General features: G+C 70.4%; 17 protein-coding genes and 1 tRNA gene. 8 read left to right on the top strand and 10 right to left on the bottom strand.

Going from position 1 to position 19,889, the window contains the following annotated elements; translation table 11 throughout:
• Window positions 1–58: 58 nt before the first annotated feature.
• Together QK442_RS18545 and QK442_RS18540 are read right to left on the bottom strand one after the other, a co-directional pair.
• Window positions 59–1,504 (bottom strand): DUF2252 domain-containing protein, encoded by a 1,446-nt coding sequence (locus tag QK442_RS18545; protein WP_282695070.1) that lies wholly within the window; start codon window positions 1,502–1,504, stop codon window positions 59–61.
• Between the two features lie 147 nt (window positions 1,505–1,651).
• Window positions 1,652–2,704 (bottom strand): hypothetical protein, encoded by a 1,053-nt coding sequence (locus tag QK442_RS18540; protein WP_282695069.1) that lies wholly within the window; start codon window positions 2,702–2,704, stop codon window positions 1,652–1,654.
• A gap of 98 nt (window positions 2,705–2,802) precedes the next feature.
• Here QK442_RS18540 and QK442_RS18535 point away from each other — a divergent pair, with 98 nt between their 5' ends.
• The gene (locus tag QK442_RS18535) at window positions 2,803–3,267 is read left to right on the top strand and encodes a MarR family winged helix-turn-helix transcriptional regulator (protein ID WP_282695068.1); all 465 of its coding nucleotides are present in this window, start codon (window positions 2,803–2,805) and stop codon (window positions 3,265–3,267) included.
• Window positions 3,268–3,381: 114 nt separating this feature from the next.
• Here QK442_RS18535 and QK442_RS18530 read toward each other — a convergent pair whose 3' ends face one another.
• The 3 genes from QK442_RS18530 to QK442_RS18520 form a co-directional block, all read right to left on the bottom strand.
• Entirely contained in the window at window positions 3,382–4,062 is a 681-nt protein-coding gene (locus QK442_RS18530; protein WP_282695067.1) for a response regulator transcription factor, read from the bottom strand.
• A 38-nt stretch (window positions 4,063–4,100) separates the two neighbouring features.
• Entirely contained in the window at window positions 4,101–5,903 is a 1,803-nt protein-coding gene (locus tag QK442_RS18525) for a histidine kinase (RefSeq protein ID WP_349239660.1), read from the bottom strand.
• 168 nt (window positions 5,904–6,071) lie between these two features.
• A tRNA-Leu gene (locus QK442_RS18520) sits at window positions 6,072–6,158 on the bottom strand.
• Window positions 6,159–6,766: 608 nt separating this feature from the next.
• On the opposite strand from QK442_RS18520, the gene QK442_RS18515 reads away from it, so the two are divergent.
• From QK442_RS18515 to QK442_RS18485, 7 genes are all read left to right on the top strand, one after another.
• Window positions 6,767–7,600 carry a DUF3662 and FHA domain-containing protein gene (locus tag QK442_RS18515; RefSeq protein WP_282695066.1) on the top strand — a complete coding sequence of 278 codons (834 nt, stop codon included), beginning with the start codon at window positions 6,767–6,769 and terminating at the stop codon, window positions 7,598–7,600.
• A gap of 10 nt (window positions 7,601–7,610) precedes the next feature.
• Complete coding sequence (locus tag QK442_RS18510) at window positions 7,611–8,135, top strand: FHA domain-containing protein (protein WP_282695065.1); 525 nt, start codon at window positions 7,611–7,613, stop codon at window positions 8,133–8,135.
• A gap of 96 nt (window positions 8,136–8,231) precedes the next feature.
• Complete coding sequence (locus tag QK442_RS18505) at window positions 8,232–9,734, top strand: Stp1/IreP family PP2C-type Ser/Thr phosphatase (protein ID WP_282695064.1); 1,503 nt, start codon at window positions 8,232–8,234, stop codon at window positions 9,732–9,734.
• 26 nt (window positions 9,735–9,760) lie between these two features.
• Entirely contained in the window at window positions 9,761–11,182 is a 1,422-nt protein-coding gene (locus QK442_RS18500; RefSeq protein ID WP_282695063.1) for an FtsW/RodA/SpoVE family cell cycle protein, read from the top strand.
• Window positions 11,179–12,639: a penicillin-binding transpeptidase domain-containing protein gene (locus QK442_RS18495; RefSeq protein WP_282695062.1), complete on the top strand. Its 1,461-nt coding sequence runs from the start codon at window positions 11,179–11,181 to the stop codon at window positions 12,637–12,639. Before QK442_RS18500 ends, QK442_RS18495 begins: the two co-directional genes overlap by 4 nt.
• Before the next feature lie 153 nt (window positions 12,640–12,792).
• Entirely contained in the window at window positions 12,793–14,844 is a 2,052-nt protein-coding gene (gene pknB, locus QK442_RS18490) for a Stk1 family PASTA domain-containing Ser/Thr kinase (RefSeq protein ID WP_282695061.1), read from the top strand.
• A gap of 224 nt (window positions 14,845–15,068) precedes the next feature.
• Window positions 15,069–16,106, top strand: a complete 1,038-nt coding sequence (locus QK442_RS18485) for a restriction endonuclease (protein ID WP_282695060.1) — start codon at window positions 15,069–15,071, stop codon at window positions 16,104–16,106.
• A 147-nt stretch (window positions 16,107–16,253) separates the two neighbouring features.
• Here QK442_RS18485 and QK442_RS18480 read toward each other — a convergent pair whose 3' ends face one another.
• The 5 genes from QK442_RS18480 to QK442_RS18460 all read right to left on the bottom strand — a co-directional run bounded on the left by QK442_RS18480 (window position 16,254) and on the right by QK442_RS18460 (window position 19,823).
• Window positions 16,254–16,934 carry a class E sortase gene (locus tag QK442_RS18480; protein WP_282695059.1) on the bottom strand — a complete coding sequence of 227 codons (681 nt, stop codon included), beginning with the start codon at window positions 16,932–16,934 and terminating at the stop codon, window positions 16,254–16,256.
• Between the two features lie 36 nt (window positions 16,935–16,970).
• Entirely contained in the window at window positions 16,971–18,119 is a 1,149-nt protein-coding gene (locus QK442_RS18475) for a class E sortase (protein ID WP_282695058.1), read from the bottom strand.
• On the bottom strand, window positions 18,116–18,778 hold the full coding sequence (locus QK442_RS18470) for an aminodeoxychorismate/anthranilate synthase component II (RefSeq protein WP_282695057.1): 663 nt from the start codon (window positions 18,776–18,778) through the stop codon (window positions 18,116–18,118). The genes QK442_RS18475 and QK442_RS18470 overlap by 4 nt, the downstream gene beginning before the upstream one ends.
• On the bottom strand, window positions 18,775–18,936 hold the full coding sequence (locus QK442_RS18465; RefSeq protein WP_282695056.1) for a hypothetical protein: 162 nt from the start codon (window positions 18,934–18,936) through the stop codon (window positions 18,775–18,777). Before QK442_RS18465 ends, QK442_RS18470 begins: the two co-directional genes overlap by 4 nt.
• A 107-nt stretch (window positions 18,937–19,043) precedes the next feature.
• Entirely contained in the window at window positions 19,044–19,823 is a 780-nt protein-coding gene (locus QK442_RS18460) for a DUF881 domain-containing protein (RefSeq protein WP_282695055.1), read from the bottom strand.
• Window positions 19,824–19,889: the final 66 nt, after the last annotated feature.

Genomic DNA, 19,889 nt, shown 5'->3' with positions numbered 1-19,889 from the left:
CCCTCCCCTCCCTCCCCCGCCCCCGGTTTTTCGCGGTGTGGCGCCAGGCGCCCGGGCGTCAGACGCCCAGTTCTGCGGCCAGGCGGCCGGTGCGGATGGCCGTGAGCAGGTCGGCGTGGTCCGCGGTGGTGCGGTCGGCGTAGGTGACCGCGAAGGCGGCCACGGCCTCGTCGAACTCCTCGTTCTTGCCGCAGTACCCGGCTATCAGGCGCGGGTCGGCGCTGTGGGCGTGGGCGCGGGCGAGGAGGGCGCCGGTCATCCGGCCGTAGTCGTCGAGCTGGTCGGCGGTGAGCGCGGCGGGGTCGACGCTGCCCTTGCGGTTCCGGAACTGACGCACCTGGAAGGGGCGCCCGTCGACGGTGGTCCAGCCGAGCAGGATGTCGCTGACGACCTGCATGCGCTTCTGGCCGAGGACGACACGGCGGCCCTCGTGGCCGGGTTCGGGGACGGCGAACCCGGCGGCGGGCAGGTGCGGCAGGAGCACGGACGGCCGGGCTTCCTTCACCTGGAGGACGAGCGGTTCGCCGCGGTGGTCGAGGAGCAGGACGACGTAGGAGCGGGTGCCGACGCTGCCGGTGCCGACGACCCGGAAGGCGACGTCGTGGACGGCGTACCGGGCGAGGAGCGGGTGGCGGTCCTCGGAGACGGTCTCCAGGTAGTCGCCGAGGGCGGTGGTGACGGCGGCGGCTTCGGCGTCGGGGACCCGCCGCAGGACCGGTGGCGCGTCGACGAAGCGGCGTCCGCCACCGTCGGTGTCGGCGACGGTCTCGGTGGAGCGGGCGGCGAACCGGGCGCTGGTGTTGTTGTGGGCCTTGGCGGAGACGCGTTCCAGGGTGCCGAGGAGGTCGTGGGCGTCGGTGTGGGAGACGAGTTCCTCGTCGGGTATCGCGTTCCACGCGTCGAGGGCGGGCAGGCGGGCGAGCAGGCGCATGGTGCGCCGGTAGGCGCCGACGGTGTCGAAGGCTGCGGCCCGGCAGGTCTCCTCGTCGGCACCGACGACACGGCCCGCGAGGACGAGGGAGGTGGCGAGCCGTTTGAGGTCCCATTCCCAGGGGCCGACGGCGGTCTCGTCGAAGTCGTTGAGGTCCATCACGAGCCGGCCGCGGGCGTCGCCGTAGAGGCCGAAGTTGGCGGCGTGGGCGTCGCCGCAGAGCTGGGCGGCGATGCCGGTGACGGGGGTGCCGACGAGGTCGTGGGCCATGAGGCCGGCGGAGCCGCGCAGGAAGGCGAAGGGGTTGGCGGCCATGCGGCCGACGCGGATGGGGGTGAGTTCGGGGACGCGGCCGCGGCTGGACTCCTCGACGGCGCGGACGGCGTCGGGCCGTCCGGCGGGGAGGGTGAGCTCGGCGTGGGAGGAGCGGGGGACGGCGGCCCGCAGCTGTTTGCCGCGGGCCCTGGGGGAGTGCTCCGTCGTGCCGCGCCGTGCGAATCCGGGCACGTACGGGATGCGTTCCCCTTCCGTTCCTCCGCGCTGTCCCGGCACGACAGCCTGCATCTCGCCCATGGGACGACCTCCCCCGATGACTGTTTCGACGACTGTTTCGACGACTGCGATGACTTCCGGGCCTGACGGTACAGCCGGTCTTGATCGGCCGTCTCCCCCTGTGGACAACCCCCTGTGGACAACCGTCGGTCCGCTGGTCGGAGGGCCTCAGACGGCCACTGCCTCCTCCATCTCCTCCTCCATCCCCTCCTTCGTCTCCTCCGAGGAGACCGTGGCGGCCCCCTCGGTGTTCCGCCGGGCCTCGGTGCGGCCGGCGAGGGTGACGAGGACGGCTCCGGCGAGGAACCAGAGGGCGAGGACAAGGACGTTGCCGCCGAGGCCGTGGCCGTCGAAGTAGACGTGGCCGCGGATGCCCTCGACGAGGCCGGCGCCGTTCCAGAAGGCGTGCAGGGAGCCGAAGAAGCCGTGCTGGAGCTCGGGCCGGTAGATGCCGCCGGAGCTCGTGAAGTTGAGCATGACGAAGAGGACCATCACGCCGAGCGTGGTCCAGCGGCGGAGGTAGGTGTGGAGGCCGATGCCGATGAGGAGGATGCCGGCGGCGTAGAGCCAGGAGAGCGCCCAGACACCGGCGAGGCCGTGGTCGACCAGGTGGAAGACGGGGCCGGCGAAGAGGGTGCCGATGAGGCTGACGGCGAGGGAGGTACCGACGGCGACGAGAGCGCGGAGCCGCAGGGGGAGGGCGGCGCCGGCGGCGCCGATGACGGCGACCGAGGCGTAGGCGCCGATGCTGACGGCGACGAGGAGGAAGAAGATGCCCTGGCCGGTGGGGTCGCCGGAGGCGGTGGGGACGAGGTCGGTGACCTTGAGGGGAGCGTTCTGGTCGGCGGCGACCCGGGTGAAGACCTTCTCGACGGCCATGGCGCTGGTGTCGGAGGCCGCGGAGGCGACGAGGAGTTCGGGGTGGTCGCCGGGGATGTAGGCGCCGTAGCTGTCCTGCTGGTGGAGGGCGGTGGCGGCGGTGGCGCGGTCGGGGACGGTACGGACGTCGAGGGCGCCGGCGGCCTTGTCCTGGAGGGTCTGGGCGAGGACCTGGGTGGCGGGGCCGGAGCCGACGATGTCGACGCGGAGGTCGTGGGGCTGGGGGGCGTGGAAGGCAGCGAGATAGGCGAGGCCCATGCCGAGGCACATGAGGAGGGGGGTGAGGAGGTGCCCGAGGACGTGCCGCAGGGCGCCGGCGGTGGGGTTCGGTCCTGTGGGCACCGTGACCTCCGAAGAGAGTAGTTGGCATTTACAACCAAATAGCTGTTGTACTATACAACCGAAAGCCTGTGAGGGGCGAGCTCGGCAAGGGAGCCCACATGTCCGACGCCGGCACCGAGACGCCGCGCGAAGCGTCCGTGGACGTCATCCAGCGCGAACTGACGGCCTTCGCGCGCCGGGCCCGCGCCGCCGCGGCCCGCGTCCACCCGGAACTCCCGCTCGTCTCGTACACGCTCCTCGCCCACATCGAGGACCGGCGCGGCTGCCGCGCCACGGACCTCGCGGCGCACTACCTCCTCGACAAGTCCACGGTCAGCCGCCAGCTGGCGGGCCTGGAGAAGCTGGGCCTGGTGGAGCGCCGGCCCGCCCCCGAGGACCACCGGGTGCAGGTGCTGCACCCCACCGAGGCCGGTCTCTCGGTGCTCGCCACCGCCCAGGCCAACCGCCTCGCCGCCTACCGGGAGCGCCTCCAGGACTGGTCGGACGAGGACCTGGCCCTCTTCGCCGGCTACCTCCTCCGCTACAACGCCGCAGGGCCCTCCGGCCTCCCCGCCCCCCACTGAGCCACGCCGTCACAGCCCGCCCGGCTTCCCCGACCCCCACTGAGCCACGGCGTCACGGTCCGCCGGCGTCCGCGACCCGCCGGCGTCCGCAGCCCCGCCGTTACAGCCCCGCCGTTACAGCCCCGCGTCGCGGGCGAGGAGGGCCGCCTGGACGCGGTTCTCGCAGTTCAACTTGGCGAGGATCCTGCTCACATACGTCTTCACGGTGGCCTCGCTCATGTGCAGCCGGCGGCCCGCGTCAGCGTTGGAGAGGCCCTCGCCGAGGAGGGCGAGCACCTCGCGCTCCTTCTCGCTGAGCGTCGTGATCCGCCCGCGGGCCTCTTCGGCGCGGGCGGTCTCGCGACCGGAGGCGAGCTGTTCGACGACGTGCCGGGTCGCCGACGGCGAGAGGTAGGCGTCGCCCGCCGCGGTGGCCCGTACCGCTCCGATGAGTTCGGCGGGGGCGGTGTCCTTCAGGAGGAAGCCGGCGCTGCCGTGCTCCAGCGCCCGCAGGACGTTCTCCCGCTCACCGAAGGTGGTCAGGACGATCACCCGCGCCGCCGGGGCGGCCCGGCGCAGCTCCGGGAGAGCGGAGAGCCCGTCGAGGACCGGCATCTGGATGTCGAGCAGTACGACGTCGGCCGCGTGGGCGCGGGCCGCGTCGACGGCCTCCCGGCCGTTCGCGGCCTCCGCGACCACCTGGATGTCCGGATCGGAGTTGAGGATCATCCGGATCCCCATCCTGATCAGCGGCTCGTCGTCGGCGACGACGACCTTGATGGTCCGCCCGGCCCGTCCCGCCCGCTCTGACAACACTGCTCGCCCCACTCCCTCGGTACGGCTCGGTCGTGACGCTACTGCCTCACCTCGTACGCCTTCTTCTCGATCAGCTTGCCGTCCTTGAAGCAGAACCGGAACACGGGGTCGGTGTCGAAGTCGTCGCTCATCTCCGTGGAGAGGAGGGCGAGGCAGACGGCGCCCTTCGGCTCGGGGGGCGCGCCCTTGCCCGACGTCGCCAGGTTCGCGAAGGAGTCCCCCTCGGGCAGCATGGCCCGGACCTCCGCCTCGTCCATGCCGACCTCGATCGACTCGTACTTCGCGGGCTCGACCATCGTCTCCTGGACGGACCCGACGATGTAGAAGAGTCCGAAGCCGCCCGCGACGAGGAGGACGACGAGCGCCGCGAACGCGATGCCGCAGCCGATCGCGATCGATCCCCCGGTGCTCCGGGTCTTGCCCCCGCGCAGTGCCATCGCCAACTCCCGCTCCGTGAAGGTCCAGTCGGGCTCTCCGACCGGTACGGAACGACCTTGCCCGCCGAAGGGCCCGGGCGACTGCTGCCGGAAGTCGTCGGCCACATCGACCAAAGGCGCTGATTCGCCGGTCGGCGCGGAGCCGTACGGCAGCATTCCGGCGACCCGGAAACCCCCGCCGTCGGCCGGCCCCGCATGGCACATGCCGCCGACGAGCCGGGCCCGTTCGACGAGACCGGCCAGCCCCTGACCACCGCTGACAACCCCCTTCGCGGGGCCCGCGGGCGGCTCCTCGTTGAAGATCTCGACGACGAAGGTGTCGGGCTCATAGCGCAGTTCGACGCTGATCGGGGCGCCGGGAGCGTACTTGTAGGCGTTGGTGAGCGCTTCCTGGACCATGCGGTACGCGGCGTGCCCGGCGGCCGGTTCGAGGGGCCGCTCGTCTCCGATACGCCGCAGCGCGACACGGTTTCCGGCGGCGCGCGCGGAGGCGACGAGCCCTTCGATGCCACGGATCCCCCGGGACGCCCGCCCGCTCTCGTCGCCGGCGGCCACCGGCCCGGTGTCGGGGTCGGTGGCCTCGGTGCCGTCCCGGAGTATGCCGACGACCTCCCGCAGTTCGTGCATGGCCGTCACGGACGCGTTCCGCAGCACGCCGACGACCTCGCGCTGCCGCTCGTTCAGCTCGCGGTCGACCTCCAGCGCCCCGGTGTGCACGGCGATCAGGGCGAGTTGGTGGCCGAGACTGTCGTGCATGTCCTGGGCGATGCGCTGCCGTTCCCGCAGCCGGGCGTTGTGGCCGATCATGCCCCGCTCGCGCACCAGCCGCACGTTGCGCTCCTGGAGGGCGTGGAGCAGGGTGCGGCGCTGGGCCCAGTAGCGGTGGGCGAGGCCGGGGGCGAGGGTGGTGCCCAGGTAGTAGAGCGTCGCCATGAAGGCGAGGGTGAGCAGCCGCTGCTGGTCCCAGGTGGCGATCAGGGTGGCGCCGACGTTGAGGACGTAGGCCGCGACGAAGGCGTACAGGGCCCGGCCGACCCCGACGATGTAACCGCCGGCGGACCACCCGAGGACGAGTAGCGGGGCCCCGAGACCGGGAACGAGCGGGGAGAGCGCGGCGGTGACGACGAGCACGGTGGCGGGCAGCCGCCGGCGCAGCAGCGACAGCGCGGCGGAGGCGACGGCGACCGCGACGAGCTGCCCTCCCTCTCCGCCGAGCAGCTCCTCGGTCCCGGCCGCGAGCAGCGCGACGACGGCGGCGAGGGCCGCCTCGCCGACGGTCCTGCGCCGCGACCACTCCCCGGCGGGCGCGAGCCATCTCCACGCGGCGGCCGCCCTGTCTCCGATCCCGCGCCCGGCCTCCGCCTTCGCCATGGTCTCCGCGCTCGTCGCGCTCGTCGCTTCCACGCTCGCACCCTAGGCAGTCCCGCCCTCCTCGATCGTCCGCCTTTCGTCGCGGCCCGAAACGACGAAAGAAACGAGGAAGAAACGAGGAAGAAGCAAGGGAGTGGGAAGCGTCACATGTGCCGGACAACGCGGAAGCCCCGTAGGTCTGTGACCTACGGGGCTTCTGTCTGGTGCGCGAGGGGGGAGTTGAACCCCCACGCCCTTGCGGGCACTGGAACCTGAATCCAGCGCGTCTGCCTATTCCGCCACCCGCGCATTGGGTGGTCTCCCGGTCTCTCACCTTTCGGTGGGAGCGCCTGGCGACATCTGAAGATTAGCACGTCGCGGACGGTGGATTCACATCCGTTGTTTCGGCCCCCCGGCAGCAGAACAAGGAGAGAGGAGGGCAAGGAGGGAGACGGGGGAGAGAGGAGAGCGCGAAGGAGGGGAGGGGCGGCAAGGAGGGGAGGGGCGGCAAGGAGGGGAGAGCCCTCGGGAAGCCTCCCGCCGGGCCGTCCCGCGCATCCCTCCCGGCCCTTTCCAGGGGCTCCCCCGCTTCCCTCCCCACCCTGGAGGGGAGAAGCAAGGAGAAGAAGGAGAGAAGGGACACAGAGGAGAAGAGGGGAGAGACCGGAGAGAGAGGGGAGAAGCGGGAGGTTGCGGCACCGGCCGCGCCGCCCGGCGCCCTCGCTCCCGTACCTCCACCCCTCCTGTCGGACAGCCGGGTGCGGGACACTGTCCACAGGCCCCCTCTACGATCCCTGGGAGGGCCTGTGAGAGGTGACACTCGTCCACAGGGCAGAGAAGGGGAACCAGCCGATTTCCCGACGCGTGGATACGATCAGTAAGCAGTACCAGGACGGCAACGACGGAGGAGGTGCCCCATGGGAGTCCTGAAGCGTTTCGAGCAGCGTCTCGAAGGTCTGGTCAACGGCACCTTCGCCAAGGTTTTCAAGTCCGAGGTCCAGCCTGTCGAGATCGCCGGCGCGCTCCAGCGCGAGTGCGACAACAACGCGCAGATCTGGAACCGCGAGCGGACCGTCGTCCCCAACGACTTCATCGTGGAGCTCAGCGCGCCCGACTACGAGCGCCTGAGCCCCTACTCCGGCCAGCTGGGCGACGAGCTCGCCGGCCTGGTCCGGGACTACGCCAAGCAGCAGCGGTACACCTTCATGGGACCCATCAAGGTCCACCTGGAGAAGGCCGACGACCTCGACACCGGCCTGTACCGGGTGCGCAGCCGCACGCTCGCGTCGAGCACCTCCCAGCCGCAGCCGCACGGCGGACACCAGCCCCACCAGCAGCAGAGCCAGGGCGGCGGTTACGGGTACCCGCAGGGGGCCCCGGCCGGCGCCCCGCCGATGCCGTCCTCGCCGCCACCCGGAGCCGGACACCGGCCGCCCGCCGGCGGACGCCCGCCCGTGCCCGGCGGAGCCCAGGTGCGCCGCTGGATCGAGATCAACGGCACGCGCCACCAGATCTCCCGCCCGACCCTGGTCCTCGGCCGCAGCACCGACGCGGACGTGAGGATCGACGATCCCGGCGTGTCCCGCCGGCACTGCGAGATCCGGACCGGAACGCCCTCGACGATCCAGGATCTCGGATCCACCAACGGCATCGTGGTGGACGGGCAGCACACCACCCGCGCTACGCTCCGCGACGGCTCGCGGATCGTCGTGGGCAGCACCACCATCGTTTACCGGCAAGCCGAAGGGTGAAGCGGGGGCAATGTCAGAGCTGACCCTGACGGTCATGCGGTTGGGTTTCCTGGCCGTTCTGTGGCTGTTCGTCATCGTGGCCGTCCAGGTCATCCGCAGCGACCTGTTCGGTACGCGGGTGACGCAGCGCGGTTCACGCCGCCAGGAGGCGCGCGCCCAGCAGGGAGGCCGCCAGCAGGCCGCCCCGCCGCAGCAGCGCGGCCAGCAGCAGCCTTCCGGCGGCGGCCGGTCGCGCCGCGGCGCCCCCACCAAGCTGGTCGTCTCCGAGGGCACCCTCACCGGCACCACCGTGGCCCTCCAGGGCCAGACGATCACCCTGGGCCGGGCGCACGACTCGACGATCGTGCTCGACGACGACTACGCGTCGAGCCGGCACGCCCGGATCTACCCCGACCGGGACGGCCAGTGGATCGTCGAGGACCTCGGGTCCACCAACGGCACCTACCTGGACCGGACCCGCCTCACCACCGCGACGCCGATTCCACTGGGGGCGCCGATCCGCATCGGCAAGACCGTCATCGAGCTGCGGAAGTAGTACGACAATGAGCGAGCTGACCGGAGCGACCGGAGGGCGGGCAGTGTGGGTCGAGACCGGCTGTACCCCGATGCAGCGGCGACAGGGCAGGTGGGCATGAGTCTGTCCCTGCGATTCGCCGCGGGCTCGCACAAGGGCATGATCCGCGAGGGCAACGAGGACTCCGGCTACGCCGGTCCCCGGCTGCTCGCGATCGCCGACGGCATGGGCGGCCAGGCCGCCGGCGAGGTCGCCTCCTCCGAGGTGATCTCCACCCTCGTCACCCTCGACGACGACATCCCCGGCTCCGACATCCTCACCTCGCTCGGCACCGCGGTGCAGCGCGCCAACGACCAGCTCCGGATGATGGTCGAGGAGGACCCGCAGCTGGAGGGCATGGGCACCACGCTCACCGCCCTGCTGTGGACCGGACAGCGCCTCGGCCTCGTCCACGTCGGCGACTCCCGCGCCTACCTGCTGCGCGACGGCATCCTCACCCAGATCACCCAGGACCACACCTGGGTCCAGCGGCTCGTCGACGAGGGCCGGATCACCGAGGAGGAAGCCACCACCCACCCGCAGCGCTCGCTCCTCATGCGCGCGCTCGGCAGCGGCGACCACGTCGAACCCGACCTCTCCATCCGCGAGGTCCGCGCCGGCGACCGCTACCTGATCTGCTCCGACGGCCTGTCCGGCGTCGTCTCGCACCAGACCCTCGAGGACACCCTCGGCAGCTACCAGGGCCCGCAGGAGACCGTGCAGGAGCTGATCCAGCTCGCCCTGCGCGGCGGCGGCCCCGACAACATCACGGTGATCGTCGCCGACGTCCTCGACGTCGACGGCGGCGACACCCTCGCCGGCCACCTCAGCGACACCCCGGTCGTCGTCGGCGCGGTCGCCGAGAACCAGACCCAGCTGCACGACGGCGGCGCCATGCAGACCCCGGCCGGCCGCGCCTCCGGACTCGGCCGCCCCGCCCACCACCAGCCGCCCGCCGGCGGCTTCGGCCCGCCCGGCAGCGGCGACGACCACGGCTACGGCCCCGTCCCGCCGCACGGCGCCTTCGACGCGTACGCCGACGACGACTTCGTCAAGCCGCGCAAGCGGCGCCGCTGGATCGGACGCACCCTGATCCTCCTCCTCGCCCTCGGCCTCCTCGCCGGCGGCGCGTACGGCGGCTGGCGCTGGACCCAGACCCAGTACTACGTGGGCTCCAACGACGAGCACGTGGCGCTCTACCGGGGCATCAGCCAGGACCTCGCCTGGGTGAAGCTCTCGGAGGTCGAGAAGGACCACCCCGAGATCGAACTCAAGTACCTCCCCGCCTACCAGCGGAAGCAGGTCGAGGACACCATCGCGAGCGGCAGCCTCGCCAAGGCCCAGACGAAGATCTCCGAACTGGCCGTCCAGGCCTCGGCCTGCAAGAAGACCGAGGAACGCCGCGTGGCCAAGGAGAAGGCCGACCAGGAGAAGGCCGCCGCCGAGGCGACCAAGCCGTCGGCCGACGGCGACGACACGAACGCCGAACCCGAATCCACGCCCACCACAGCCGCTCCGAACCCGGGTCCCACCCTCACCGCGGAGGAGCAGAAGCTGGCCTCGAACTGCGGCAAGCAGTAAGCACCCGTAGGGGGCCTTTCACCACCATGAGCGTTGTCACCAACACGACCACCATCGGCGCGATCGAAGCGCCGAGCCGCCGCAACACCGAGCTGGCGCTGCTCGGCTTCGCCGTCGCCATCCCGGTGTTCGCGTACCTCAACGTGGGCCTCGCCCTGGACGGCGAGGTCCCGTCCGGCATGCTCGGGTACGGCCTCGGCCTGGCCCTCCTCGCGACCGTCGCCCACCTCGTGGTCCGCAAGTGGGCCCCGTACGCGGACCCGCTGCTGCTGCCCCTGGCGACCCTGCTCAACGGGATGGGGCTGGTGCTGATCTGGCGGCTTGACCAGTCGCCGCGGCTGATCGCGACGTCGATGCGGCTGTACAAGAGCTTCAGCCCCGACGCGCCCAAGCAGATGATGTACTCGGCGATCGGCATCGCGATGCTGGTGGCCGTACTGCTGCTGCTGAAGGACCACCGCGTCCTTCAGCGGTACACGTACATCTCCATGGCAGCGGCGCTCGTCCTCCTGTTGCTGCCGCTGGTACCGGGCCTCGGTTCAGCCGTCTACGGCGCCAAGATCTGGATCAACGTCGCCGGCTTTTCCATCCAGCCCGGTGAGTTCGCGAAGATCGTGCTCGCGGTCTTCTTCTCCGGCTACCTCATGGTGAAGCGGGACGCGCTCGCCCTGGCCAGCCGCCGCTTCATGGGGCTCTACCTGCCACGAGGCCGCGACCTCGGCCCGATCCTGACGATCTGGGCGATCAGCCTCCTCATCCTGATCTTCGAGAACGACCTCGGCACCTCCCTGCTGTTCTTCGGCATGTTCGTGATCATGCTGTACGTGGCGACCGAGCGGACCAGCTGGATCGTCATGGGTCTGCTGATGTCCGTCGCGGGCGCGGTCGGCGTGGCCTCCTTCGCCGGTCACGTACAGGACCGCGTCGACGCCTGGGCCGACCCGTTCTCCTGCGCCAAGGACGTCCCCGCCTGCGACCAGATGACCGAAGTACTGATGTCCTTCGGCTCCGGCGGCATCCTCGGCACCGGCCTCGGCCAGGGCAACTCGGACCTCATCGGCTTCGCCGCCAACTCCGACTTCATCTTCGCCACCGTCGGCGAGGAGCTCGGCCTGACCGGCGTCATGGTCTTCCTGCTCTTCTACGGCCTGATCGTCGAGCGCGGCGTCCGCACCGCCCTCGCCGCCCGCGACCCCTTCGGCAAGCTGCTCGCGATGGGCCTCTCCGGCGCCTTCGCGCTCCAGATCTTCGTCGTCGCCGGCGGCGTGATGGGCCTCATCCCGCTCACCGGTATGACGATGCCGTTCCTCGCGTACGGCGGTTCCTCCGTGATCGCCAACTGGGCCCTGATCGGCATCCTGATCCGGATCAGCGACACCGCGCGCCGCCCGGCGCCCGCCCCCGCCCCGAACCCCGACGCCGAGATGACCCAGGTGGTCCGCCCGTGAACAAGCCGCTGCGCCGGGTCGCGATCTTCTGCGGCCTGCTCGTCCTCGCCCTGCTCCTGCGCGACAACTGGCTCCAGTTCGTCCGCGCCGACGAGCTGAACTCGCACGCGGACAACAAGCGTGTCCAGATCGAGCGGTACGCCACCGAACGCGGCAACATCATCGTCGGCGACCAGCCGATCACCGGTTCCGTCGACTCCGGGGGCACCTACTACAAGTACAAGCGGACCTACGTGGACGGCCCCATGTGGGCCCCCGTCACCGGCTACGCCTCGCAGGTGTACGACGCCAACCAGATCGAGAAGATCGAGGACGGCATCCTCACCGGCAACGACGACCGGCTCTTCTTCGACCGCACCCTCGCCATGTTCACCGGCGAGAAGAAGAAGGGCGGCGACGTCGTCACCACCCTCAACGCCGCCGCGCAGAAGGCCGCCTACAAGGGCCTCGGCAAGAACACCGGCGCCGTCGTCGCCATCGAGCCGTCGACCGGCAAGATCCTCGCGCTCGCCTCCACCCCCTCGTACGACCCGGCCACCATCGCCGGAAGCAACGACGAGAAGGCCTGGGTCGCGCTGCAGAACGACAAGTCCAAGCCCATGCAGAACCGCGCCCTGCGCGAGATCTACCCTCCCGGCTCCGTCTTCAAGGTCGTCACCGCCGCCGCCGCCCTGGAGGCCGGCAAGGTCACGGACATCGACGCCGCGACCGAGACCCCCGAGGGCTGGAAGATCCCGCTCTCCACCCTCCCGATGAAGAACCACTCGGGCGGCTGCGCCAACGCCAGCCTCAACGAGGCGCTGCGGATCTCCTGCAACTCCGTCTTCGCCAAGCTCGGCGACGACGTCGGCGTCGAGAAGATGACCGAGATGGCGGAGAAGTTCGGCTTCAACGCCGAACAGTTCACCCCCGTCCGCTCCTCCGCCTCCGTCTACGACAAGAAGGCCGACCGCGGCGGCAACGCGCTCTCCTCCATCGGCCAGTTCAACACCGCGACCACCCCGCTCCAGATGGCGATGGTCACGGCCGCGATCGCGAACGACGGCAAGCTGATGAAGCCGTACATGATCGACCAGCTGCGCGCGCCGAACCTGGACGTGATCAAGCAGAACGAGCCGGAGCAGATGAGCCAGCCGGTCTCGCCGGAGAACGCCCAGAAGCTCCAGGCCATGATGGAGAACGTCGTCGCCAACGGCACCGGCGGCAAGGCCGACCTGCGCATGGACGGCGTGAAGGTCGGCGGCAAGACCGGTACCGCCCAGCACGGCGAGAAGAACGCCAAGCGCCCCTACGCCTGGTTCATCTCGTACGCCAAGACCGACCAGGGCTCCCCCGTCGCCGTCGCCGTGATCGTCGAGGACGCGGAGGGCGTCGGCCGTGAGGACATCAGCGGTGGCGGTCTGGCCGCGCCGATCGCGAAGGCGGTCATGAAGGCGGTCCTGAAGAGCCGCGGCTGATCTTGCGAAGGGCCGGTGCCCGCCAGGTACCGGTCAGGTATCAGCTGCCCCACGCGGGCGGTACGGCCCCCCGGGGCCGGTACCGTATGCGCGAACAGCACACACCGCCGGACCACGGTGCGGTCGGGACAGACGGAGAGGGCTGGATTAGCTATGGAAGAGCCGCGTCGCCTCGGCGGCCGGTACGAGCTGGGCTCGGTGCTCGGCCGCGGTGGCATGGCCGAGGTGTACCTCGCCCAGGACACCCGGCTCGGCCGCACCGTCGCCGTGAAGACGCTGCGGGCCGACCTGGCCCGCGACCCGTCCTTCCAGGCCCGGTTCCGCCGTGAGGCACAGTCCGCCGCCTCCCTGAACCACCCGGCGATCGTCGCCGTCTACGACACCGGCGAGGACTACGTCGACGGCGTCTCCATCCCGTACATCGTGATGGAGTACGTGGACGGCTCGACCCTCCGCGAACTGCTGCACTCCGGCCGCAAGCTGCTGCCCGAGCGCACCCTGGAGATGACCGTCGGCATCCTCCAGGCACTGGAGTACTCGCACCGCGCCGGCATCGTGCACCGCGACATCAAGCCCGCGAACGTGATGCTGACCCGCACCGGCCAGGTCAAGGTCATGGACTTCGGCATCGCGCGCGCCATGGGCGACGCGGGCATGACCATGACGCAGACCGCCGCGGTCATCGGCACCGCCCAGTACCTCTCCCCCGAGCAGGCCAAGGGCGAGCAGGTCGACGCCCGCTCCGACCTGTACTCCACCGGCTGCCTCCTCTACGAGCTGCTCACCGTCCGGCCGCCGTTCATCGGCGACTCCCCCGTGGCCGTCGCCTACCAGCACGTCCGGGAAGAGCCGCAGCCGCCGAGCAACTTCGACCCCGAGATCACGCCCGAGATGGACGCCATCGTCCTCAAGGCACTGGTCAAGGACCCCGACTACCGCTACCAGTCCGCCGACGAGATGCGCGCGGACATCGAGGCCTGCCTCGACGGACAGCCGGTCGCGGCCGCCGCCGCCATGGGCATGGCGGGCGGCCCGTCGTACGGCGGCTACGGCTACCCGCAGGACGAGCAGCCCACGACCGCCCTGCGCCAGACCGACCCCGCCGGCCAGACCTCGATGATGCCGCCGCTCCCGCCGGACAACGGCGGCTACGGCGGGTACGACGGCTACGACGACCGCCCGGACCGCCGCCGCGGCAACCAGAAGAAGTCGAACACCTCGACCATCCTGCTGGCCCTCTGCGGCATCCTGGTGCTCGTCGGCGCGATCTTCATCGCCCGGTACGTCATGGACACCGACGACACCCCGCAGCAGACCCTGGTCCCGCAGCTCGTCGGACAGAAGCTGGACGAGGCACAGCGGGCCGCGGTCAACGCCCAGGTGAAGGTCGTGGAAGCGGGCAACGAGCGCTGCGAGCAGCCCACGGGCGCGATCTGCCGCCAGAGCCCGGCCTCCGACGGCGTCCAGAAGATGGACGTCAACGGCACCATCCAGGTGTGGGTCTCCGAGGGCGCCCCGCTCGTCGAGGTCCCGGACGTCCAGGAGCAGTCGCTGCAGCGGGCCAAGGAGTCCCTGGAGAACAAGGGCTTCAAGGTCAAGGTCGAGGAAGAGGAGTCCGACCAGACCCCGGGCACCGTCCTGCGGCAGAACCCGCAGGGCGCCACCAAGGCCGAGAAGAACTCCGAGGTGACCCTCACGGTCGCCAAGCAGAAGCTGACGCAGCTGCCGAACGTGACCAACCGCGACGTCAACCTGGCCCTCCAGCAGCTGAACGCCCTCAACTTCACCAACGTGAAGCAGGAGGAGGTCGACAACGACCAGCCCAAGGGCACGGTCCTGGAGCAGAACCCGCCCGGCAACACCAACCAGCCCCTGGACGTCGAGATCACCCTGAAGGTCTCCAAGGGCCCGCAGGTGCCTCAGATCACGATCCCGGGGGACATCGTCGGCAAGACGCTCAAGGAGGTCCGGGACAACCTCCAGGGCCAGGGCGTGACCGTGGTCGTGGCCGGCGTCGACAAGGACGACGCCCGGGTGCTCCAGTCGAACCCGCCCGCCGGCTCGACGGTCAAGCAGGGCGACACGGTCACCCTGATCACCGTGGACGGGGGCGGCGGCGGCAACGACAACGGCGGCGGCCAGCAGCCCGGTGGTGGCGACAACAACGGCGACGGCGGCAGCGGTTTCGGCGGCTGGTTCGGCTAGCCGACAGAAGCAGAAGGGGAGAGCCCCGGAGTCCTCGACAGGACTCCGGGGCTCTCCCCTTTTCCCGTGCGATGCGGAAGGAGCCGGAGACGCCGTGGGCACAGGCTCTCGTAATTCGGTCGTGTCTTCATATGTCCTGACTCGTTGGAGAGGGTGGGGTGGGGACCAGGGTGAGCAGGGCTCCGCCTCGACGTAGCATCACAACGAGAGCGGAGGACACGAACGTGATCAACGAAGCCGCATTGATGGAATCGAGGACGCTGCGGAGCGGCGTCGTCGGCCGGACGGAAGCACTCGACAAGGTCAAGACACTGTCGCTGCTGCCGGACGGGATGCACGTGACGACGGCGATGGTGGCGGTGTACTTCGAAGTGGGCCTCAAGGCCATCGAGTCTGTCGTCGTGGACCACAGGGCCGAGATGGAGGCCAACGGCTATCGGGTTTTGTCAGGTTCAGAACTGACCTCCTTTAAGGAGGTCAGTGGGATTCAGTCCCGGTCACGGGCCCTGGCCCTGTACTCCCGACGGACAGTCCTCAACATCGCCATGCTGCTCCGGGACAGCGAAGTCGCACGTCAGGTGCGTACGTACCTCCTTGATATGGAGTACGCAGCACGCACCCAGCGGCCTGTGGACAACCCACCGGGAAAGGGAGACAGCCTGTCTCTCTATGACCGCGTCGACGAGCGCATCACCCACATCCTCGGCAAAGCCGTCGTCCCGATGCTCAACGCCCTCATCGAGACCTCGGGCGAGCACCGCAGGGAGTTGATCTCCCTCCGGGAGGACGTGCAGCGGATCGAGCGGCGGGTAGGCGACCACGAGTTCCGGCTCCGGCATCTCGAACGCGTGCAGGGCCCGCGCCCGTACACCGGGGTCATGGCGTCCATCGACGGCATGAACTGGCGCGAGTTCGAGCACCACGTCGCCGTCCTGCTCCGCCGCGACGGGTGCACGGACGTCGTCGTCCACGGGGGACACGGCGACCGGGGCGTGGACGTCACCGCCGTCACTGCCGACGGCCGCAGCGTCGTCGTGCAGTGCAAGAGCTTCGCGCCCTACCGGCCCGTGTGGAGCGGTGAGCTGCAGAAGTTCCTCGGGGCGTCCTTCGTCCAGCATCGGGCGGACGTGGCCCTCTTCGTCGCCACCACCGCCTTCACGCCCGACGCCCGCACGATCGCCGACGAGCACGGCGTGACCGTCGTGGACCGCACCGCTCTGGAGAAGTGGAGCGCAGGCGTCCCCCTGCCAGTCCTCCAGTAGCTGGAGTTGTCCACAGGTAGCCAGAAGGCCCGAAGTCGCAAGGCAAAGTTGCGACTTCGGGCCTCAGCCATGTTAGCGACAGACTCTCTTTAAGAGGGTCTGTCGCCACTGAGGTCCTTCAAGGACCTCAGTTAGCGTGACAGCTTGTCACTCTCGAAGCTCCGCCGGAGGCGTCCGCTCCGCGTCGACCTTCTCCGTCCGGGCCAGTTCCCCCCACACGATGTACCGGTAGTCCGAGGTGTAGATGGGGGTGCAGGTGGTGAGGGTGATGTACCGCCCGGGCTTCGTCTTCCCTGACTCCTCGGGGACCGGCTGGAGGACGTCCACGTTGTACTTCGTGGTCTCCGGGAGGGTCTTGTAGACCTTGTAGACGTACCAGGTGTCCTTGGACTCGAAGACGATCGGATCGCCGTTCTTCAACTTGTGGATGTTGTGGAACTTGGCGCCGTGCCCGTCGCGGTGGGCGGCGAGCGTGAAGTTGCCCTCCTTGTCCTGCGGGAGGGCCGAGGCGACCGGCTCGGTGTAGTAGCCGGCGACGCCGTTGTTCAGGACGGAACTGCCGGTGCCCCGCTTCACGAGGATCTCGTCCTCGCCGAAGGCGGGGACGTGGAGGAAGCCGAGGCCGCCCTTGGTGTCGAGGGCGCCGGGGCCCGGGTCGGCCCATTCGCCGCGGACCTGCGCGCCCTCCTTGTCGGCGGCGCGGTCGGCGAGGACGTTCGTCCACCACAGCGAGTAGACGACGAAGAGTCCGAGCACGAGGCCGGCTGTGATGAGGAGTTCGCCGAAGACGCTGATGAGCCCGGCGATCCGGGTGCGCGCGCGTGACACTGGGTCGGCCCTCGTCCCTTCTGGAGGTGTGGGGTCTCAGCCTACGAGCGCGGGCGGCTTTCCCTCGCTGCGCGGGCGCTCCTCGACCAGCTTTCCCCAGACGATCATGCGGTAGGTGCTGGTGAACTCGGGCGTGCAGGTCGTCAGCGTGATGTACCGGCCGGGCTTGGTGAAGCCGGAGCCCTTGGGGATGGGGTCGATGACGGAGACGTTCGACGGGGAGGTCTGCGGCAGGATGCTCGCCATCTCGTAGGTGTAGTAGGCGTCCCGGGTCTCGACGACGATCGGGTCGCCCGGCTTGAGCTTGTTGATGTAGCGGAACGGTTCGCCGTGGGTGTTGCGGTGACCGGCGACCGCGAAGTTGCCCTCCTTGTCGGAGGGCATGGCGGTCTTGAGGTTGCCCTCGCTGTAGTGGCCGGCCATGCCCTTGTCGAGGACCTTCGACTTGCTGATGCCCTCGGCGACGGGGACGACGACGTCCAGCTTGGGGATGTACATGATGGCGAAGCCCTCGCCGGGCGCGAAGACGTCCGGCTTGTCCTCGCCGTCGTCCTGCCCGCCCCTCGCCCAGGTGTCCTCGATCCGCTCCTTGACCTGGTCGCGCTCCTGGCCGGCGAGGACGTTGGTCCACCACAGCTGGTAGGCGACGAAGAGGAGCATCACGACGCCGAGGGTGATGAACAGCTCGCCGACGACGACACCGAGGCTGTCCTTGGCGGCCTTGGCCTCCCTGGCGGCGCGCCTGGCCTCGACCCGCGACAGCGGCCGCTCGGGCTCGGCCGCGGGTGCCGGGGCGGCGGGACGGCGGCCCTTGCCGCGGCCCTGCTTGGCGGCGGCGCGGCGCCGCTCGGCCCGTCCGGGCCCGGGAAGGGGCTCCACGGGCCGCGGAGCCTCCTCGGCGACCTCCGGCAGCTCCTGGGTCTCCCCGGCCCCGTACGGCTCGCGTACGGGCTCGTACGCGGCCTCCTGAGGCGCTTCGTAGGCCGGGGGCGCCGCCTCGTACCCGTACGCCTGGCCGCCGCCGGTGCCGGCGCCCGTGTGGGTGCCGGTGCCGCCCCCGTTCTCGTACGGATACGGGTACGGGCTCTGCCGACCCTGCTCGTACGGGCCGGGGCCGCGCCCCCCGGGTATCGGCTCGGTGCCGGGCTGCTCGGGGGCCCGGAACCACGGCGAGCCCGTGGTCACGCGACGGCCTTGCCCACCACCGGCGCGAGCCCCGCCGACCGGCCGACCGCTCCCTCGTCTCCGCACTGCTCCAGCCAGTTGGCGAGCATCAGGTGACCGTGCTCGGTGAGCACCGACTCGGGGTGGAACTGGACGCCTTCGACGGGGAGTTCGCGGTGACGGAGGCCCATGATGATGCCGTCCTCGGTCCGCGCGGTCACCTCGAGCTCGGCCGGCAGGGCGGCAGGCTCGGCGGCGAGCGAGTGGTAGCGGGTGGCCGTGAACGGCGAGGGGAGGCCCGCGAAGACCCCCTTGCCGTCGTGGACGACCGGCGAGGTCTTGCCGTGCAGCAGCTCGGGGGCGCGGTCGACGACGCCGCCGTAGGCCACGGCCATCGACTGCATGCCGAGGCAGACGCCGAAGACCGGCACCCCGGTGGCGGCGCAGTGCCGCACCATGTCGACGCAGACCCCGGCCTGCTCGGGGGAGCCGGGACCCGGCGACAGCAGCACGCCGTCGAAGCCTCCCCCTGGCTTCGCCGGGGGGACCCCCAGGACGTGGCTCAGCTCCACCTCGTCGTTGCGGAGCACCTCGCACTCGGCGCCGAGCTGGTACAGGTACTGCACGAGGTTGAAGACGAAGCTGTCGTAGTTGTCGACGACGAGAATTCGCGCGCTCACTGGCCGTCCACCGTCACATCATTGAACGGAAGCAGAGGCTCCGCCCAGGGGAACACGTACTGGAAGAGGACGTAGACGATCCCGAGGACCAGTCCGGCGGAGATCAGCGCCCGCACGAACGCGTTCCCCGGCAGGTGCCGCCAGATCCAGCCGTACATGACGTCGTTCGCCCCTTCCGTTCGTTACGGCCACCAGAGTACGGGGCGAGGGCCCCGTCGGGGGGATGCTGTCCAAAGCCTGTGGACAACCTGCGGCGGCCCCCGGCTCAGGCCGCGGGCTTCGCGTAGTGGAGGTCGACCGCGCCGGTGTAGCCGGGGAGGGTGATCTCCTTGTGGTCGTCGACCTTCCAGCCGAGCCCGTAGGCCTTCACGTACAGCTGGTAGTTCTGGAGGGCCGGGGAGTCGGCGAGGGCCTTCTCCATCCTTCCCCGGTCACCGACGGCGGTGATCTTGTAGGGAGGCGAGTAGACGCGGCCCTGGAGGATGAGGGTGTTGCCGACGCAGCGGACCGCGCTGGTGGAGATCAGCCGCTGGTCCATGACGCGGATGCCCTCGGCGCCACCCGCCCACAGGGCGTTGACGACGGCCTGGAGGTCCTGCTGGTGGATGACCAGGTCGTTGGCGTGCGGCTCCGGGTAGCCGGGGGCGGCCTGGGCGCCGGGCGGGGCGTCGTTCAGGGTGACGGTGAGGCCGGGGCCGGAGACGTCCTCGGTGCCGGCGGTGGCCTCCAGGGCCTTGAGGCGCTGGTCCTCGGCGTCCGTGGAGCCGTTGTCGCGGGCGGCGAGGGAGTCGACCTCGCCACGCAGGGCGGCGGTGACCTCGTCGAGCCCGGCGTTCTTGTGGCTGCGTTCCTCGATGAGGTCGGAGAGCCTCAGGAGGGAGGCGTCCGTGCGGATGTTGGTGCCCTTGGCGGTGTTGAAGCTGGTGACGAAGATCAGCCCGGCGAGGGCGAAGACGGTGAGGGTCAGCAGCCGGGCGGGACGCCATCCGGTGGGGCGGCCCTGCCCCGCGGAGGGGTCGCCCGGAGTGTCGGCGGAATTGCTCAACGTACCCTGATCCCCTTCTGCGCCGCGGAACCACTACGCTAACGGACGCCCGGGGGGCGCAGTCGA

It is taken from the genome of Streptomyces sp. CC208A (genome assembly GCF_030010625.1).
Classification (GTDB): Bacteria; Actinomycetota; Actinomycetes; order Streptomycetales; family Streptomycetaceae; genus Streptomyces.
The sequence above is the reverse complement of the archived record's forward strand: the minus strand, read 5'-3'. Positions and strand labels throughout refer to the sequence as shown.

What these genes read in the sequence shown, in the direction of transcription:
- QK442_RS18545 (WP_282695070.1), bottom strand. Translation starts at nt 1,504, where the DNA reads ATGGGCGAGATGCAGGCTGTCGTGCCGGGACAGCGCGGAGGAACGGAA.
- QK442_RS18535 (WP_282695068.1), top strand. Translation starts at nt 2,803, where the DNA reads ATGTCCGACGCCGGCACCGAGACGCCGCGCGAAGCGTCCGTGGACGTC.
- QK442_RS18515 (WP_282695066.1), top strand. Translation starts at nt 6,767, where the DNA reads ATGGGAGTCCTGAAGCGTTTCGAGCAGCGTCTCGAAGGTCTGGTCAAC.
- QK442_RS18510 (WP_282695065.1), top strand. Translation starts at nt 7,611, where the DNA reads ATGTCAGAGCTGACCCTGACGGTCATGCGGTTGGGTTTCCTGGCCGTT.
- QK442_RS18505 (WP_282695064.1), top strand. Translation starts at nt 8,232, where the DNA reads ATGAGTCTGTCCCTGCGATTCGCCGCGGGCTCGCACAAGGGCATGATC.
- QK442_RS18500 (WP_282695063.1), top strand. Translation starts at nt 9,761, where the DNA reads ATGAGCGTTGTCACCAACACGACCACCATCGGCGCGATCGAAGCGCCG.
- pknB (WP_282695061.1), top strand. Translation starts at nt 12,793, where the DNA reads ATGGAAGAGCCGCGTCGCCTCGGCGGCCGGTACGAGCTGGGCTCGGTG.
- QK442_RS18465 (WP_282695056.1), bottom strand. Translation starts at nt 18,936, where the DNA reads ATGTACGGCTGGATCTGGCGGCACCTGCCGGGGAACGCGTTCGTGCGG.